Raw genomic sequence first — 17,398 nt, 5'->3', positions numbered from 1 at the left:
AGCCCGTACCGGCCGTGCGGGGCGCGGCCTAGGATCGGTGCCATGTCGCTGCCGCACGCCATCCTCACCGCCCTGCTGGAGCGGCCCTCCTCGGGGCTGGAGCTGACCCGGCGGTTCGACAGGTCGATCGGCTTCTTCTGGTCCGCGACCCACCAGCAGATCTACCGCGAGCTGGGCCGTCTGGAGACCACCGGGCTGATCCGGGCGCTCCCGCAGGCCGGTCCGGTGCGCGGGCAGAAGAAGGAGTACGAGGTGCTGCCCGCCGGCCGCGCCGAACTGGCGCGGTGGACGGCCGCCGCCGAGGACCCCCGGCCGATCCGCGACCCGCTGCTGCTGCGGCTGCGCGCCGCCGCCGTGGTCGGCACGGCCGGGCTCGACGCCGAGCTGCGCCGCCATCTCGACCTGCACCGGGCGCAGTTGGCCCACTACGAGGCGATCGGGCGGCGCGACTTCCCGGCGGGGGAGGAGGGCGGGGGCGAGCCGCTCCAGCACGCGGTCCTGCGGGCCGGGGTCGGGCTGGAGTCCTTCTGGGTGCGGTGGCTCGCGGAGACCGTCGAGAGCCTGCCGCCGGCACCGGCACCGGCACCGACCCCGGCACCGGGCCCGCAGCCGGCCGAGTGGTCGGAAAACCCCTCCTGACCTGTGCCTTCGTGCTCCGGGCGGGCGCTCCCCGGGGGCCGGTGGGACACTGGACGCCTGTCCCTGCCCGACCTCATCGATCGGGGGCCCGTATGTCCCTCCCGAGGCATTTCCGCGCGTTCACCGCGGCGGCCGTCGCCACCGTGCTCACCCTCGGCACCGCCCAGCTCGCGGCGGGAGCGCCGACCGCCCCCGCATCCGCACCCGCCCTCGCCCCCGCATCGGCCGTCACGGCGTCGGCACCTCTGCTGCCGACCGACGGGCAGCTCCGGGCAGCCCTGCTGAGCGCCGCCGAACTCGGCCCCGACTTCACCGAGGTCCCGGTGGACCCGAACCCCTCGGCGGGCACCGACGCCTCCCCGGTGGCCGGCTGTGACGCCCTGCGCGCGCTGCTGAACCGGAACCCGTCCGGCGGCTCCGCCCAGGGGCCGCACCAGGAGGTGCAGTTCGACGGTCCGGACGGCAACCCGATGATCACCGAGTCCCTCAGCGCCGAGGAGGCGGCCCGGCTGGACGCCGACTTCGCCACCGTCGGCTCCGCGTTCGCCGACTGCCACAGCATCACCTTCACCGACAACACCGGTGCGGCCGTGACCTTCTCGGTCACCCCGATCGCCCTCGGCGACCGCGCCGGGGCCCCGGCCGTCCGCCTCGACGGCGACCTCGCCGGCGTCCGGCTCAACGGCTACCTCGGCATCGAGCGCCTGGGCGAGGTCGCCCTCGCCTACGGGTACTTCCAGCGGGAGTCCGACGACTCCCGGCTCGCCTCGCTCTACTACCGCGCGGCCGTCGCCAAGGCCGAACGCACCCTGGGCGTCCAGGCGGGCGCCACCGCCGCCCCGGGCGCAGCGGTCTGACCTCCGGCGCGGGCCCCGGCGCACCCCGCCGGGGCCCGCGCCGGGGTCGCGCCGGGGGCCGTGCCGCCGGGGTCAGCGCACCGCCCAGGTCTGCCAGGCGTTGTCGAGGCAGGTCCACATGTTGGCGGTGCGCTCGCTGCCGACGCCGGAGGCGTAGTCGTTCAGGCACTGGCCGGTCGCCGGGTGCCGGAGCACGACCGCGCCGGGGCCCTTCGGGACGATCTCCCAGCGCTGGCCGGCCGCACCGGTGCACGCCCGCTGGAGGACGATGCTGCCGGGGTGCGCGCCGGTCGGCTCGAGACAGAGCCCGGACCGCTGCACCCGGATCTCGGTGTTCCCGTCGGCGGAGTCGGTGTCGGTCCAGAACCGCTGGTTCGAGGCGTTCTTGCAGTCGAACTCCTGGAGCAGCGCGCCGTCCGCGGTGGAGTTGCCCCGGATGTCGAGGCACTTGCCCACCGCGACATTGGCGTAGCCGTGCAGGACCGGCGCCGCCTGCGCGGGCGCGGCCAGCACGGTGGCGGCGGCGAGCACCGACCCGGCGACGACGACGGAGCGGGCGGTGGAGCGGGCGGTGGACTGGCGGCTGGATCGCATGATCGGTGCACTCCCGGTCTGGTGGTCCGGACGTCCCGGCCGGGACGCCCCGGCCGCCAGTGTCGGCGTCCGGAAGCGTCCGGTCCAAGACCCTTCGGGTGCCATCGAATTCGGGCGTCGCAATGTCCGTGGTGTGCCACGAACCGGTCAGAGCCGGGCAACGTGCCCGTCCGGCCGGGCGGGGGCACATACGGTGTAAGTACGGGCGCGGCGGGGCCGGTCACCCGATCGGGGGACGGGGACCGGACCACCACCACCGCTGCGCCTCGCCGGGGAAGCCGACGGAAGGACCGGATTGCTGCGTATCCGCTTCACCCACGACGACCTGACCAGGGTACGGATCGCGCGGGCACCCGACCCGCTCACGGAGACCGTACTGAGCCTGTCGCTGGTGCAGGCCCGCGACGTGGGCGGCGTGGCCCTGGAGGGGTGGCGCAGCATGACCCGCAAACGCCTGCGCCCCGAACTGCGGGTGCTGTTCGAACTGGCCACGGCGGCGGGCGTGACGGAGGCGCCGGAGGCGTTCCTGCACGCCGGCACCGGCAGCCTGACGGACAGCCTGGAGCAGACCTGGTCACTGCCACGGCAGTTGTGGGCGGCGGACCTGGCCGCCCTGGAGTACCTGCGTCCGACGGTGCCGCGCTGGGTCCGCGAGCTGCACCGCGGCGACCGGGAGTGGCGTGGCCTGGTCCGGCGCAGGCTCCGCGAGTACCACGCCTTCGCGGTGGCGCCCTACTGGTCGCAGCTGCTGGCCGCCAACCACACCGAGCGCGCCGCGCGGGCGATGGCCGCCGTCGACACCGGCCTGGACGGCCTGCTCGGCACCCTGCACCCGGACGTCCGCTGGGAGTCACCGGTGCTGTCGGTGCCCTGTCCGGTCGACGCCGACCTGAACCTGCGGGGCGCCGGGATCCTCCTGGTGCCCACCTTCTTCTGGCCGGAGCCGCTCGTCCTGACGGACAACCGGGGCCCCGACCACCCGGTGGTGCTGCACTACCCGCTGGCCCGCGACCTGGCCACCTACCGGACGGTCTGGGCGGCCGCCGCCTCGGCGGAGCCCGACGGGGCGCTCGTCGCGCTGCTCGGCGCCACCCGCGCCCGCACCCTCCGTGCGGTCGCCGACCCGGCGGGCACGGCCGAGCTCGCGCGCCGCACCGGCACCTCGCCCGCCACCGCGAGCCACCACGCCTCAGTGCTGCGTTCCGCCGGTCTGCTGACCACCGAACGCTCCGGTCCGGGGGTGCGCCATGTGCTGACCCCGCTGGGTCAGGCGCTGCTGGAGGACCGCCCGGTCCCGCCCGCCCCGGGGCCCAGGGCGCTCTGACCGCGTCCGGCCCGCGGGTCTGCCGGTCACCGAACGCTCCGGCCCGGGGGTGTGCAGCGTGCCGGCCCACCCGGTCGGGCCCCCACCGACGACCGCCCGCCCCGGGGCTCGGCCACCTCGCCCCCTCCCGGGGCGCCCCTCGGCGGGACGGCCGCCGTCGGTAGTCCGACGGTTCGCATCGACAGCGGGGGAGAAGGCGGCGGGAGGGGGGAGAAAGCGGTGGGGAGCACGGCCGACGGGGGCCCCGGGGCCCCGGCCCTGGGCGGGCCCGGGTCCGCCCGGGCGGTCCACCTGCCGGGGGACCCGACCCCGGTGGCCGACCCCGTGCGCGGCCCGGTGCGCGGCTGTACGGCGGCGATCGGCGGGTTCCTCGGCGAACTGCTCGGGGAGCTGGTGCTCGGCACGCTGTTCGCGCTGCTGACCACGGCCTCCCTCGCCGGTGTCTTCGTATTGGCCGAACTCGTCCACCGCCGGGACCCGTTGCTCGCCCGCGCGATGGGCGCGGCCGCCGTCCTGCTGCTGTTCCTCGGCGTGCGCCAGCTGCGCCGCCCGAGGGAACAGCGGGGTCGCGTCGGCCGGATCCTGGCCGCGGGGACGGCCGGTCTCGGGGTCTGGCTGCTGGCTTGCGTCGGCTACGCCTCGCTGCGCGAGGCCCTGGATCTCGCGACCTTCTGACGCGGCCGACCTCCGGCGCGTGCGGTCTGCCGTCGTGGCCGGTCCCCCGGGGCGCCGGCCGACCCCTGTGCGGCCGGCGCCCCGGGGGACCGGAGTCAGCGCCGGTGGAGCGCGAGGCCGGTGGCGCCGGGGCGCTCCAGGCCCTCGTGGAGGCGCATGTCGCGCGCGTAGTCGCCACCGTCGAGGCGGCGGAACGGGACCGGTTCCTCGGTGAACAGGGCGTCCAGGCGCTGTCCGTAGGCCTCCGCGGCGGCCTCGAACTCCTCGGCCGACAGGCCTTCCGACCGGTAGACGGCGAACGGTTCGAGGGCCGCGATGCCGCTGAACCAGAACACCCCGTGCTGCAGCGGGAACAGCAGGTCCGTGAGCGGCCCGTGCGCGCCCCGGTCGGTGAACGCCGACTCGCGGCCCCCGACGCTCACCGCGAGCAGGCCGCGCTTGCCGCCCAACGCGCCCTCGCTGTACGGCGGGGGGACGTCCGGGCCGTGCGCGAAGCCGAAGGTGAGCACCCGGTCGATCCAGCCCTTGAGGATCGCGGGCGCCGAGAACCACCACAGCGGGAACTGGAACACCACCGCGTCCGCCCGGCGCAGCTTCTCCTGCTCGGCGGCGATGTCGGCCGAGAGCCGCCCGGTGCGGGTGGCCCCGTCCTGGGCGGCGAGCACCCCGAGGCGGGCGTCCGCCGGGTGGTCGGGGAAGTCGTCGGCGTCGAGGGCGGCGTGCCACTTCATCGCGTACAGGTCGGAGACCTCCACCTCGTGCCCGGCGGCGCGCAGCCGGGCGACCGCGAAGTCGCCCAGCGCGGCGGTGAGCGAGCGGGGTTCGGGGTGGGCGGTGACGACCAGGACGCGCCGGGGCCGCTGCTGCGGGGTGTGGTTGCTCATGGCTCCACCCTCGCCGGGGCCGAGAGCCGCAGCCAGTTCCCTGCCGGTCCGGCGGACTCCGGATCCTGGTAATGCGAGGGCCACCATACTGGAGCGTATGGAGACCACCGCCGCCGCTCGTTCCGCCGTTCCCCGCCCCGCGCTGGGGGAGTTCCTGCGGGCCCGCCGGGCCCGGGTCGCGCCCGAGCTGGTCGGGCTGACGGCCGGCGGACGGCGGCGGGTGCGCGGGCTGCGCCGGGAGGAGCTGGCGCAGTTGGCCGGGATCAGTGTCGACTACTACGTCCGGCTGGAACAGGGGCGGTCCACCCAGCCGTCCTTCGAGGTGCTGGAGGCACTGGCCCGGATCCTGGGTCTGTCGGCGGCCGAGCGCCGCCATCTGGACACCCTGGCCGGCTCCCGTCGGCTGCCGCCGCCGGCGCCCCGGGTGAGTCCGCTGCTGCGCGGCATGCTGGACGCGCTGGGCGCGGGGATGCCGGCCTTCGTGACCGACCACCGTCTGGACGTGGTGGCCTGGAACCCGCTGGGTGCCGAACTCATGGGCGGCCTGCGGGAGTCGGGGGGACGGCGGGACCGCAACCAGGCCCGGTTCCTGTTCCTGGACCCGGCCGCGCGCACCGTCCACCCGGAGTGGTCGGACCGCGCCACCGAGGCGGTCGGCCAGCTGCGGGCCTCGGCGGGCACCTGGCCGGACGACGCGGAGCTGACCGGTCTGATCGCCGAACTGTCGGCGGCGAGCCCGGAGTTCCGCCGGATCTGGGACTCAGGTGAGGTGATGAACTGCACCTCGGGCCACAAGCGGCTGCACCACCCGGTCACCGGGACTCTCGAGCTGGACTTCGAGGCCCTGCACGTGCCGGCCGGGCCGGGCGAGACCGGTCTCGTGGTGCACGTCTTCTCGGCGGGGCCGGACGCGGCCGCCGCGGCGGCCCTGGCCCGGCTCGGCGGCGCGGTGGACGAGGCGTGAGCAGGATCCGCGGTCCACGGTGAACGCGACGGCGGCCACGGTGGCACCGGCACCGGCAACGGCAGTGGCAACGGTGATCGGTGACCGACCACGGTGATCGGTGACCGGCCACGGTGATCCACCGCCCGCCCGCGCCGGCGCTACGGTGAATCCGGCAGATCGATCACGACTTGATCCGGGCCCTCTCTCCGGCCGCGCCGACCGCGCCGGTCGGGCCCCGCGGCCGGTCGGCCGGGTGGCGCGGCCGGGCCCGGTGGTGCGGAGGGTGCCGCCCGGTACCGCGCGACATCGCATGACGTCGGACGATGCGGGAGGGACCGGACGCCCCCCGTGGCGCGCCCGGCACGGCCGGCGCCGGGGCCGGTCGCGGGCCGTCGGGCCGGGTCCGGATTCCGCCGCCCGGTGGCTGGTGAGTTTCGGCCAGATGTCGTAAACCATGCACCATGGTGGTTGTCCGAGATTTATCGTAGCCTCGGCACGCTCGCACCTCGGTAACGCCGGGCTGTGGTCGGCCGGCGCCCCTCGGGAGGGAGCACTATCAGACAGGCATGAACGGGGGGCATCGGAATCGTGCCTTGCGCGCCGGGTCGCTGTGAACATCGTGGACCCGGGCGTCGCAGGAAGCGGGGGATTCCGGGCCGACAACCTGCCCGTGAGGGCGGACCACCGGGCCCGAGGACTCGACGGCGAACTGCTGCGACCGACGGACATACAGCGTCGGGCCGCGCCGGTCGCACATCCACGAGCGAATTCATGAGCGATTCCGAACGTTTCCGTGTGCCTTTGCGACGACTTTATGAGCCGTGCACAGAAGGGGGAATGTAGAATGCGCAGAGTAGGCTACTTACACACCCGGTGCCAAGTTCTGGAAAGAGGGATCGGCGGTACGGGATCCCCGAAATGAGCGGGGCTCCTCGCCGTGGTCACGACGCACCCGGAATTCTCGCGGGGATGTACCGGCACCGAGGCGCGGGCCTGCTGCACCTCCAGGCCGAGCAGGACGGCGAGCGCCTCGTCGCCTCCATGCCCCTCCCGGACCCCTTCGACCTCGACCGCCTGGTCGGGAACCTCGCGGAGGCCAGCGGCCGGCACATCGTGCTGCGCCCGATCCCGGCGTCCCAGCTGACCGGGCTCGACGGCACCTGCGGACTGCTGGTGAAGCACGACACCCGCCCGGTCGACCTGATCCTCCACCGCGAGGGCCGGTCGCTCTCCCACGAGGTGGAGCTGAAGGTCCATCAGCTGGTGCACCTGTGGGCCGGCGACGGCGCCGGGCTGGTCGGCCCGCCCGACGTCCTGCGGGCGCGCGGGATGGCGCCGGTCGGAGGGATCCCGGCGACGGCCAGGTCCCTGAAGCGGGACGCCTTCATCGAGCTGCGCGCCGACCACGCCGCCCGGTTGATCAGCCGGCGGCGCGAGCACGGAGCGGCATCGGGGGCCGAGCACCGCGCGCCCCCGGGGGCGGACCGCCGCCCCGCCGCCGGGACGGACCGCCTCGCGTCCTCCGGGGCCGACCGCCGCACCGCGTCCGGCGCCGGGGCGGAGCCCCTCGGCCGGGAGGCCCGGCAGCCGGCGGCCGAGCGCCTCACTCCGGGTGTCCGTTCCCGTCCTGTGCCAAGATCTCCGCCATCGTCCCGCTGATGAAGTCCCGGAGCTGGTCCCAGGATTCCTTCGGCAGGTCCTGGCCCGCGCCGCGCGCGGCCATCACGGTGAACCTGTCGCGCACGGCCCGGGTGGACAGGATCAGCGCGTCCACCTCCGGATCGTCCTGACGGAAGTAGACCGGCGGCACGTCGAGGGCGAGCGCCAGGGCGTCGAGCGCCGCGTCCGGCGGCTCGGCGACCCCGCCGGCCCGCAGCGAGCGGACCAGCTCCTCGGTGAGCGCCCCGGAGCCGCTCCGGCGGTTCCCCTCGGCCGCGAGGTGCGCGTCCGAGGGCGCGACCCCGCCGTACACCTCGGTGCGCAGCGACTCCAGCTTCCGCGCCACCCGGGCGCCCTCGGCCGAGGCTTCCGGTGCGGGTTCCTCGGCCTGGCCGAAGGAGCGCCGCTGCGCCGCGAGCAGCTCGGCCCGGGTCACCCCGTACGCGGCGGCCAGTGCCGTCACCGCCTGCTCGGAGAGCGGTCGCCTGCCCTGTTCGGCGGCCCGCACCGGCATGGGGGAGGCGGTGTTGGTGTGGCGCGCGGTGTCCGCCTGGGTCATCCCGGCATCGCACCTCAGGTCGGCGAGATTCGGTGCTCCGCCGCGTGGAAAGAGCTCGTCCAGGTCGGTGTCCAGGAATGCGGCAATCGTCGGCAATCGCTCCGGCGGGGGAGCTGCCAGGCCGTTCTCCCAGCGATAGACGGCGTTCACTTTCACATGAAGCCCGGCCGCCAGTGTGGCCTGCGACATTCCTTTGACGACGCGGAGGTTGCGCAGCTTATTGCCGTCGAACAAGCGGTCGGGCACGGGCATACTCCACTGGATGGGGTCTGAAAGAATGATAGTGCCCAGGCAGCGGAAGATCCCGACATCCGGGGCATCGGCATGAGCTCGTGACCGCGGCCGGAGTTCTGTGCGGCCGGCGGAGGCTTCGACCGGCCAATGCCAAGTGTCCGTTTTATTGGCTTTCAATGCCATTTATGAGTATTTGATACACACCTTTGCGCGCTGCGAGTCGGGCGTCGGATCACTCGAAGGTGATCCGCAAGCTTGACCGGATCGCTGGAAGTAGATAAATTCTACTTCGAGTGATCGAGGGGGCGGGGCTCGACGGCGTCCCTTTCCCGTGCTCCGGCATGTCGTGTCCGCGTCGTAATGGCCTCCGTGCTTCGTCGTGCGGACCCGCACCATCCGTCCGGCCGCCCTCGGGGGCGAAGCCGGCCGGCGTTGTCGAAATCCTGCGCAGCTGCTTCCCGCGGAACCCGACGGCCCGCACCCACATGAATCCGGTGGGGCCGGCGGAATTCTCCGTGCGCATTTCCGTACGCATGCCCGCACCATATTTTCGGTTCCCCGGTCAGCGTCTGTCGGGGTATTCCTTTCCACATCGTCACAGGAGGCGATCCGCCATGCCCACGATCTCCGTCGGAAACTCGCGCGTCCACTACACCGTGACCGGCGAGGGGCCGGCCCTGGTCCTGGTGCACGGCGTGGGCAAGGGGGGCCAGGTCACCTTCGGGCACCTCGTCGAGGACTTCGCCCGTCGCAACACCGTCATCCTGCCGGAGCTGTCCGGCAGCGAGACCGCCGAGGACGACGGCACGCCGCTGACCGTCGAGCAGCTCGCCGACGAGGTCGCCGCCGTGATCGAGCACGCCGGCCTCGGCCCGGTGGACCTGGTGGGCTTCTCGCTCGGCGGGGCCGTCGTCGCCGCCACCGCCGCGCTGCACCCCGGCCTGGTGCGCCGGCTGGTGCCGATCGGCGGTCTGGTGAAGTCGGACCTCTACATCGAGAACCTGATCGGCCTGACGCTCAGCCAGAAGCACGACGCCAAGGCCTTCGGCCGCGTCCTGAGCACCACCGCCTTCAGCCCGCGCTACATCCGCACCCGGCCGAGCCTGAGCGACGTCGAGAACCTCGGCTCCGAGCTGAGCCCCTCCAGCGGCCGCATCCGTCAGCTGGAGCTGCTGGTCCAGGTCGACATCCGCGACATCGTCGGCAAGGTCGAGGCCGAGACCCTCGTGCTGGCCCCGTACCCGGACGCCGCCGTGCCCGCCGAGCACTCCCGCGAGCTGGCCGCCGCGATCCCGAACTCCAGCTACACCGAGATCGACAGCGGCCACATGGTGATCTTCGAGCGTCCGGACGAACTCGTGCAGCTGATCCAGGACTTCATCCACCGGGCCTGATCCTCCGCCGGGCACCACCCGCGCCACCCCGCACCACCCGGCCCCGGGGCGGCCGGCCCGGACCGCGGCCGGCCGCCCGACCACCCGCGGAGCACTCCGCAGCGACTCCAGGAGGAACCATGGCCAAGATCCTGCTCGCCGTCAGCAGTCACGACACCCTGGGCGACACCGGCAACCGGACGGGCTACAGCGTCTCGGAGGCGGCCCACCCCTACAACGTCTTCGTCGGCGCCGGCCACGAGGTCGACTTCGTCTCCGTGCGCGGCGGCGAGCCGCCGGCCGTGGTCTTCCCGGGCGAGGAGGACGACCCCGAGATCGTCGGCTTCCTGGCCGACGAGACCGTCAAGGCCAAGCTCGTGGCGACCCGCCGGGCGGCCGACGTCGACCCCGCCGAGTACGCGGCGATCTTCTACGTCGGCGGCCACGGCGCCATGTGGGACTTCCCGGACTCCCCGGACCTGGCCCGGATCGCCATGGACATCCACGGCCGGGGCGGCGTCGTCTCCGCGGTCTGCCACGGCCCGGCCGCGCTGGTCAACCTGCGGCTGCCGGACGGCACCCTCCTGGTGAGCGGCAAGCGGGTCGCCTCCTTCAGCAACGAGGAGGAGGACTCGCTGGGCCTGGTCGAGGTCATGCCGTTCCTGCTGGAGGACCGGCTGAAGGAGTCGGGCGCGCTGCACACCAAGGCGGGCGTCTACCAGGCCCACACCCAGAGCGACGGCCGGGTCGTCACGGGGCAGAACCCCGCCTCCGCCGCCCCCGTGGCGCGCCTCGTCGTCGCCGAACTCGCCAAGGCCGCCGAAGCCCGCTGACCCGGGCGCGCTGATCCCGGCGCGCCGATCCCGGCGCGCCGACCCGGGCCGTTGACCCCGGCCCGCCACGCACCCGGCCCGCCGCGCACCCGCCGCGCCGCGCGGCACCCGGCCGCCCCGCAAGGCACCCGCCGGGCCCGCCCGCGCCGCCGCCCCGCCGTCCCCGGACGGCCCCCCCGAAACCGTCGCAGACCGGCCCCGGCCAGCACCGCCGGGGCCAGAGGAGGCAGACAGCCATGTACGGACTGATCCAGGTCGCGGGCATCATCGACCAGGCCGAGGCCGATCTGATCATCGAGGAGGGCGCGGACTGGCTCGGCTTCGCCCTGCGCCTGCCGGCCAAGAACGAGGACCTCTCGGAGGCCGACGCCGCCGCCATCGTCAAGGCGATCCAGCCCGGCAACAAGGGCGTCATCATCACCTACCTGACCGAGGCCGACGAGATCGCCGCGTTCTGCGCCGAGATCGGCGTGAGCGCGATCCAGCTGCACGGCGACGTGACCCCGGCCGAGCTGAGCAGGCTGCGCACCCTCGCCCCGGACCTCTACGTGCTCAAGAGCCTCGTGGTGAAGTCGGACAACATCGAGGAACTGCGCACCATCGTCGAGACCTCCGCCGAGTGGGTCGACATGTTCATCACCGACAGCTTCAACCCCGCCACCGGCGCCAAGGGCGCGACCGGCCTGACCCACGACTGGTCGGTCAGCGCCGAGCTGGTCCGGATCTCCCCGAAGCCGCTGATGATGGCGGGCGGGCTCACCCCGGAGAACGTCGCGGCCGCCATCGAGGCCGTCCGCCCCGCCGCCGTGGACGCCCACACCGGCCTGGAGGACAAGGCCACCCGCCGCAAGGACCGGCAGAAGGTGCGCACCTTCGTCCAGGAGGCCCGCGCGGCCTTCGCCCGGGTCGCCGCGGAGGACGGCCGGAGCGCCTCCTGATGGCCACCGGGACCGAGCCGCTGCGGGGCGTGACCCGGGTGACCCACCTGGTGCCCCAGACCAATCGCCTGCGGGCCCTGCACGCGGTCGTCCGGGACCGCGACGCCCGCCGGGAGGACTTCGTCCTCTCCGCCAACCGGATCATCCGCGGCCTCCTGGACGCCGCGCTGGACCTGCTGCCGTACGAGCCGCGCGACGTCCGCACCCCGGTCGGGCAGGTCTACCACGGCCTGTCGCCGGCCACCCCGGTCTACGGCGTCTCCGTCGCCCGGGCCGGGGACAGCATGGAGTCCGAGCTGAGGGTGATGGCGCCGGAGACCAGGCTGGGCAAGATCCTGATCCAGCGGGACAAGGTCACCAAGCTCCCGCGGCTGTACTACGCGGCGCTGCCCGCCGGGATCGGCCGGGGCCATGTGCTGCTCCTCGATCCGATGCTCGCCACCGGCGGCACCGCGCTGGCCGCGATCGGGGTGCTGCTCGACCACGGCGTGCCGGAGGAGCACATCCTCTTCGTGAACCTGCTCTCCGCCCCGGAGGGGATCCGGGCCGTGCACGACCGCCACCCCGGCGTGCGGATCGTGACCTCCTCGATCGAGGAGCGGCTCAACGAGAACGCGTTCATGGTGCCCGGCATCGGCGACTTCGGCGACCGCTACTTCGGGACCGACGTCCCCGCCTGAGGCCCTCCCCACCCGCCGGGGCGGGCGGGGTCCGGGATCCGTAACCCCGCGACCCCACCGCTCCGGCCCCCGCCGCCTGTTGCCGCTCACCGCTGCTCACCGCCGCTCACCGCCACCGACCGCACCGACCGTCACCGACCCTGAGGAGCACCACCGTGTCCACCGCCGACACCTCCGCGCCGACGACGAGGATCTCGATCGTCTACTACTCGGGCACCGGCAACGTCCACAAGCTCGCCCTGGCCGCCGAGGAGGCCGCCGTGAAGGCCGGCGCCACGGTCCGGCTGCGCCGGGTCCCCGAGTACGTCCAGGGTTCCCTGGCACCGGAGTTCACCGAGTGGACCGAGGCCTGGCAGGAGAACGCCGCCGCGATCGCGGCCGTCCCCACCGCCTCCGTCGACGACCTCGGCTGGGCCGATGTGATCCTGCTCGGCGGCCCCGGCCGGTTCGGGATGATCGCCGCCCCGCTCAAGCACTTCATCGAGCTCGCCTGGCCGCTCAACGCCCGCGGCGGCCTCCAGGGCAAGGTGATGGCCTCGTTCACCTCCACCGGCGCCCCGCACGGCGGGCAGGAGGCGACGATCCTCTCGCTCAACGCCGTCTTCTACCACTGGGGCGGGATCATCGTGCCGCCCGGCGTCACCGACGAGATCATGACGGCCCCCAGCAACGGCAACCCCTACGGCGTCAGTTCGGTCTCCGGCCGGCAGGCGGTCCCGGGCCGGCTGGCGGAGCACGTCACCGAGGACAACCTCGCCGCCGTCGCGTACCAGACCCGCCGGATGCTCGACGTCGCCGACGCGCTGCGCAGGGGACGGGCCGCCGCCGACCGCTGATCCGCCCGCCCCGCCCGCCGGGACGCCGGGACGCCGGAGCGCCGGGACATCACAGGACACCAGGAAAGCCGGACACCAGGACACCCGTACACCCAGGGGGACCAGATGACTGCCCAAGCGTCGGGCCGAGGCCCGGCCGACCACCCGTTACTGCCCGAACTGCTCCTGCGCACCGCCGCCGAGCGCCCCGACGACCCGGCGGTGATCGGCGGCGGCGAGCGGCTGACCTTCGCCGAACTGGTCCGCCGGAGCCGAGGACTGGCCGGGCACCTGCGGGGTCTCGGAGTGACCGCGGACCAGTGCGTGGGGCTGTTCGTCGAGCCCTCCACCGAGGTGCTGACCGGGGCCTGGGCGATCCTCCTCGCGGGCGGCGCCTATCTGCCGCTGGCCCCGGAGTACCCCGAGGAGCGCCTGCGCTTCATGATCGAGCACTCCGGCGTGAAGGTGATCGTCGCCCAGGACCGGCTGGTCGAGCGGCTGACCGCGCTGGCGCCGGCCGGCACCGTGGTGGTCCGCGCAGAGGACGAGCACCCGCCGGCGCCGGCCGTCCTGCCCGACCCCGCGCCCGACGCGCTGGCCTACGTCATCTACACCTCGGGCAGCACCGGCCGCCCCAAGGGCGTGATGATCGAGCACCGCAGCATCGCCCACCAGATGGCCTGGCTGCGCGCGGCCCACGGCCTCGACCGCACCCGGGTCGTGCTGCAGAAGACGCCGATCAGCTTCGACGCCGCCCAGTGGGAGATCCTCGCCCCGGCGGTCGGCGCCACCGCGGTGGTGGGCGGGGCCGGCATCCACCGGGACCCCGAGCGGCTGCTCGCGGCGGTCAGGGCGAACGGCGTCACCACCGTGCAGTGCGTCCCGACGCTGCTCCAGGCCCTGCTGGAGACCGAGGAACTGGACTCCTGCCACACGCTGGAGCAGGTCTTCACCGGTGGCGAGGCGCTCTCCAGATCCCTCGCCGGGACCTTCCTGGAGGCCCTGCCGGGCTGCGAGCTGGTCAACCTCTACGGGCCGACCGAGTGCACCATCAACTCCTCGTCCTTCGTGGTGACCAAGTCCTCCGTCGGCGACGGCCCCAACTCGGTCTCCATCGGTGCCCCGGTCGACGGCACCGAGTACCGGATCCTCGGCCGCGACGGCGCCGAGCTGGGCGTGGGCGAGATCGGCGAACTCTCTGTCGGCGGCGTCCAGGTGGCGCGCGGCTACCTGCACCGGCCGGACCTGACCGAGCAGCGCTTCACCGAGGACCCCGACGGCCGTGGGCGGTTCTTCCGCACCGGCGACCTCGCCTACTGGAACGCCGACGGCACCGTCCAGTTCACCGGCCGCGCCGACAACCAGGTGAAGCTGCGCGGCTTCCGGGTGGAGCTGGACGAGATCCGGCTCGCCATCGAGACCCACGACTGGGTCCGGCACGCGGCGGTGCTGGTCAAGGACGACCCGAGGACGGGCTTCCAGAACCTGATCGCCTGCGTCGAACTCGACCCGAGGGAGGCCGCCCTGATGGACCAGGGCAGCCACGGCGCGCACCACCAGTCCAAGGAGAGCAAGCTCCAGGTCAAGGCCCAGCTGTCCAACCCGGGTGTGCGGACCGCGGCCGACCTGGCCGGCCTGCCCTCCGTGGACCTGCCCGGCCGGACGGCCACCGAGGCCCAGCGCGCCCTCGCCTTCGCCCGCAAGACCTACCGCTTCTACGAGGGCGAGGCGCCGGTCTCCGAGCGCGACCTGCTGGCGCTGCTGGCCCGCCGCCCCGCCGCCGCCGGCCGTTCCCGGCCGCTCGCGGAGCTGGACACCGGGGAGCTCGGCGCGATCCTGCGTCACCTCGGACAGCACCTGAGCCCGGAGCGGCTGCTCCCCAAGTACGCCTACGCCTCGCCCGGTTCGCTCTACGCGACCCAGGTGTACCTGGAGATCACCGGCTTCCCCGGCATCCGGCCGGGCATCCACTACCACCACCCGATCGACCACCGCCTCGTCCTGGTCTCCGCGGCACCGACGGCGTCCGCGGCACCGACGGCGTCCGCGGCACCGACGGCGTCCGCGGCGCCGGCGGGCCCCGCGGCTCCCGCGCCGCGGCTGATCCCCGGACCGCGCAGGGCCCCCGACGACACCGCCGCCACCGCGGCCCCCCGGATCCGGATGCACTTCCTCGGCCGCCGCGGCGCCATCGAACCGGTCTACCGGACCAACATCACCGAGGTCCTGGAGATCGAGACCGGCCACATCGTCGGCCTCCTGGAGGAGGTCCTCCCGGCCCACGGCCTCGACATCGCGCCCGCCCCCTTCACCCCGGAGGTCAAGGCCCGGCTGGGTGTCGCCGACCAGGACCACTACCTCGGCAGCTTCGACTGGACACCGTGGCGCGGACCGCGCGAGGACCGGGACATCGACCTGTTCGTCCAGGTCCACCCCGGCAAGGGCGTGGACCTCCCGGCCGGGCAGTACCTGCACGAGGACGGCCGGCTGCGCCTGGTCTCGCCCGACCTCGTCCTGCGCAAGCAGGTCATCGCGATCAACCAGGCCGTCTACGGCCGGGCCTCGTTCGGGGTCACCGTGATCAGCCGCGGACCGCAGCGGTGGCGGCGCTACATCGACCTCGGCCGGGTGGCGCAGCGGCTGTCGCTGAACGACCTCGACCTCGGTTTCATGTCCTCCGGCTACAGCTCCCGCGGCGGCGACGACCTGCCCTCGGCGCGACGGTTCGACGGCATCCTGCGCGAGCTGGGCCGGCCGGGCGGCGCCTCGTACTTCTTCCTCGGCGGCCGGGTCAGCCGCGAGCAGCGGCGGCACGAGGGCATGCGGGAGGACTCGGTCCACATGCGCGGTCCGGCCGAGCTGATCCGCGACGACCTGGTCGACTACCTGCCGGACTACATGATCCCGAACAAGGTCGTGGTGCTCGACGCGCTGCCGACCACCGCCAACGGCAAGATCGACCTCAAGGCGCTGGCCGTCTCGGACCGGGTGGTCGCGGGGGCCGCCGACCGGCCCTTCGTGGCTCCCCGGGACGAGACCGAGCGCCGGGTGGCCGTGCTGTGGCAGGAGGTGATGAAGCAGGAGAGCGTCTCCGCGCAGGACGACTTCTTCGCCTGCGGCGGCAACTCGCTGCTGGCCGTCACCCTGGTCAACCGGATCAACCGGGCCTTCGGGGCGGCGCTGCCGCTGGAGGTGGTCTTCACCTCGCCGACGGTGGAGGGCCTGGCCCGGCGGCTCTCCGGCGGCCCGGCGGAGCGCACCTCGCGCCTGGTGCCGCTGACCGGCTCCGGCGCACCCGCGCCGAGCTCATCGGCGCCGAGCTCGTCGGCGCTGGGCGCACCCACGCCGAGCTCACCCGCACGCCCGGTCTTCTGCTGGCCCGGACTGGGCGGCTACCCGATGAACCTGCGGCTGCTGGCCGAACGCCTCGGCACCGGGCGGCCGTTCCTCGGGGTGCAGGCCCACGGCGTCAACCCGGGGGAGGTCCCCTACCCGACGATCAGGGAGATGGCGGCCGCGGACGTCCGGGCGGTGCTGGAGGTCCAGCCCGAGGGCCCGTACACCCTGTGGGGCTACTCCTTCGGGGCCCGGGTCGCCTTCGAGACGGCGTACCAGTTGGAGCAGGCCGGCCGCACGGTCGACCACGTCTTCCTGATCGCCCCCGGCTCGCCCGAGGTCCGCACCACCGGGACCCGCCCCGAGGAGCGGACCGCCAGTTACACCAGCCGGGCCTTCGTGGCGATCCTGCTCTCGGTGTTCACCGGCACGATCGACGGCCCGCTGCTGGAGCGGTGCCTCGAGGTGGCCCGGGACGACGAGAGCTTCGCCCGGTTCGTCGGCGAGGGCATCCCCGGCCTGGACCCGGACCTGGTGCGCCGGATCGTCCGGATCGTGGGGACGACCTTCGAGTTCAACTACACCTTCCGCGAACTGCGGGAGCGCCGGGTCTCCGCACCCATCACCGTCTTCAAGGCACGGGGGGACGAGTACTCGTTCCTCGACGGCAGCAGCGGCTACTCGGCCGACCCGCCGACCGTCGTCGAGCTGACGGCCGACCACTACTCCCTGCTCCGGGCGCCGGACATCGACGAGCTGGTGACGGCCGTCCACCGCCGCCTGCACCTGCGGAAGGACACCGTGATGCCCCACGTGAACATCAAGCACTTCCCGATGGAACTCAGCGACACCCAGCAGGCCGAGCTGTTGGCGGCGGTGACCAAGGCGGTCACCGACGCCTTCGGCTGCGACGAGGGCGTGGTGTCGATCGCGGTCGAGTCGATCGCCGAGGAGAACTGGACCGAGCAGGTCTACATCCCGGAGATCGTCAACCGCCGGGACATCCTCGGCAAGGTGCCCGACTACCGCCCCGACGCGCTCTGATGGGGACG

15 protein-coding genes are annotated in these 17,398 nt (G+C 73.7%); 12 read left to right on the top strand and 3 right to left on the bottom strand.

The annotated features are described in order from the left end of the window. The first annotated feature begins 42 nt into the window (after positions 1-42). Together BLU95_RS10800 and BLU95_RS10795 are read left to right on the top strand one after the other, a co-directional pair. Positions 43-639 carry a PadR family transcriptional regulator gene (locus BLU95_RS10800; RefSeq protein WP_093859825.1) on the top strand — a complete coding sequence of 199 codons (597 nt, stop codon included), beginning with the start codon at positions 43-45 and terminating at the stop codon, positions 637-639. 92 nt (positions 640-731) lie between these two features. Continuing rightward, positions 732-1,496 carry a hypothetical protein gene (locus BLU95_RS10795; protein ID WP_093859824.1) on the top strand — a complete coding sequence of 255 codons (765 nt, stop codon included), beginning with the start codon at positions 732-734 and terminating at the stop codon, positions 1,494-1,496. Between the two features lie 72 nt (positions 1,497-1,568). Here BLU95_RS10795 and BLU95_RS10790 read toward each other — a convergent pair whose 3' ends face one another. Continuing rightward, positions 1,569-2,090 (bottom strand): RICIN domain-containing protein, encoded by a 522-nt coding sequence (locus BLU95_RS10790; protein ID WP_093859823.1) that lies wholly within the window; start codon positions 2,088-2,090, stop codon positions 1,569-1,571. A gap of 295 nt (positions 2,091-2,385) precedes the next feature. Here BLU95_RS10790 and BLU95_RS10785 point away from each other — a divergent pair, with 295 nt between their 5' ends. Continuing rightward, complete coding sequence (locus BLU95_RS10785; RefSeq protein ID WP_093859822.1) at positions 2,386-3,414, top strand: ArsR/SmtB family transcription factor; 1,029 nt, start codon at positions 2,386-2,388, stop codon at positions 3,412-3,414. A gap of 219 nt (positions 3,415-3,633) precedes the next feature. Continuing rightward, complete coding sequence (locus BLU95_RS10780) at positions 3,634-4,089, top strand: hypothetical protein (protein WP_093859821.1); 456 nt, start codon at positions 3,634-3,636, stop codon at positions 4,087-4,089. A 95-nt stretch (positions 4,090-4,184) separates the two neighbouring features. Here the strand turns inward: BLU95_RS10780 and BLU95_RS10775 are convergent, their stop codons facing one another. Further along, positions 4,185-4,973, bottom strand: coding sequence for an NAD(P)H-dependent oxidoreductase (locus BLU95_RS10775; protein ID WP_093859820.1), 789 nt, complete (start codon positions 4,971-4,973; stop codon positions 4,185-4,187). A 97-nt stretch (positions 4,974-5,070) separates the two neighbouring features. On the opposite strand from BLU95_RS10775, the gene BLU95_RS10770 reads away from it, so the two are divergent. Both BLU95_RS10770 and BLU95_RS10765 read left to right on the top strand, forming a co-directional pair. Beyond that, complete coding sequence (locus tag BLU95_RS10770; RefSeq protein ID WP_093859819.1) at positions 5,071-5,937, top strand: helix-turn-helix transcriptional regulator; 867 nt, start codon at positions 5,071-5,073, stop codon at positions 5,935-5,937. Positions 5,938-6,888: 951 nt separating this feature from the next. Further along, complete coding sequence (locus tag BLU95_RS10765) at positions 6,889-7,578, top strand: hypothetical protein (protein WP_093859818.1); 690 nt, start codon at positions 6,889-6,891, stop codon at positions 7,576-7,578. Here the strand turns inward: BLU95_RS10765 and BLU95_RS10760 are convergent. Beyond that, a complete protein-coding gene (locus BLU95_RS10760; protein ID WP_093859817.1) occupies positions 7,523-8,389 on the bottom strand; it encodes a helix-turn-helix domain-containing protein in 867 nt (288 codons plus the stop codon). The genes BLU95_RS10765 and BLU95_RS10760 overlap by 56 nt on opposite strands. A gap of 596 nt (positions 8,390-8,985) precedes the next feature. Between BLU95_RS10760 and BLU95_RS10755 the strand changes: the two genes are divergently transcribed. From BLU95_RS10755 to BLU95_RS10730, 6 genes are all read left to right on the top strand, one after another. Beyond that, complete coding sequence (locus tag BLU95_RS10755; protein ID WP_159424848.1) at positions 8,986-9,765, top strand: alpha/beta fold hydrolase; 780 nt, start codon at positions 8,986-8,988, stop codon at positions 9,763-9,765. Positions 9,766-9,884: 119 nt separating this feature from the next. Further along, positions 9,885-10,577, top strand: a complete 693-nt coding sequence (locus BLU95_RS10750) for a type 1 glutamine amidotransferase domain-containing protein (RefSeq protein WP_093859815.1) — start codon at positions 9,885-9,887, stop codon at positions 10,575-10,577. Between the two features lie 236 nt (positions 10,578-10,813). Further along, positions 10,814-11,515, top strand: a complete 702-nt coding sequence (locus tag BLU95_RS10745; protein WP_093859814.1) for a phosphoribosylanthranilate isomerase — start codon at positions 10,814-10,816, stop codon at positions 11,513-11,515. Continuing rightward, complete coding sequence (upp, locus tag BLU95_RS10740) at positions 11,515-12,195, top strand: uracil phosphoribosyltransferase (protein WP_093859813.1); 681 nt, start codon at positions 11,515-11,517, stop codon at positions 12,193-12,195. The genes BLU95_RS10745 and upp overlap by 1 nt, the downstream gene beginning before the upstream one ends. A gap of 155 nt (positions 12,196-12,350) precedes the next feature. Further along, positions 12,351-13,031, top strand: a complete 681-nt coding sequence (locus tag BLU95_RS10735) for an NAD(P)H-dependent oxidoreductase (RefSeq protein WP_093859812.1) — start codon at positions 12,351-12,353, stop codon at positions 13,029-13,031. 105 nt (positions 13,032-13,136) lie between these two features. Beyond that, on the top strand, positions 13,137-17,390 hold the full coding sequence (locus BLU95_RS10730; protein WP_093859811.1) for an amino acid adenylation domain-containing protein: 4,254 nt from the start codon (positions 13,137-13,139) through the stop codon (positions 17,388-17,390). Positions 17,391-17,398: the final 8 nt, after the last annotated feature.

The sequence above is a fragment of the Streptomyces sp. TLI_053 genome (genome assembly GCF_900105395.1).
In the GTDB taxonomy this organism is placed as follows: Bacteria; Actinomycetota; Actinomycetes; order Streptomycetales; family Streptomycetaceae; genus Kitasatospora.
This window is presented reverse-complemented; position numbering and strand designations above follow the sequence as displayed.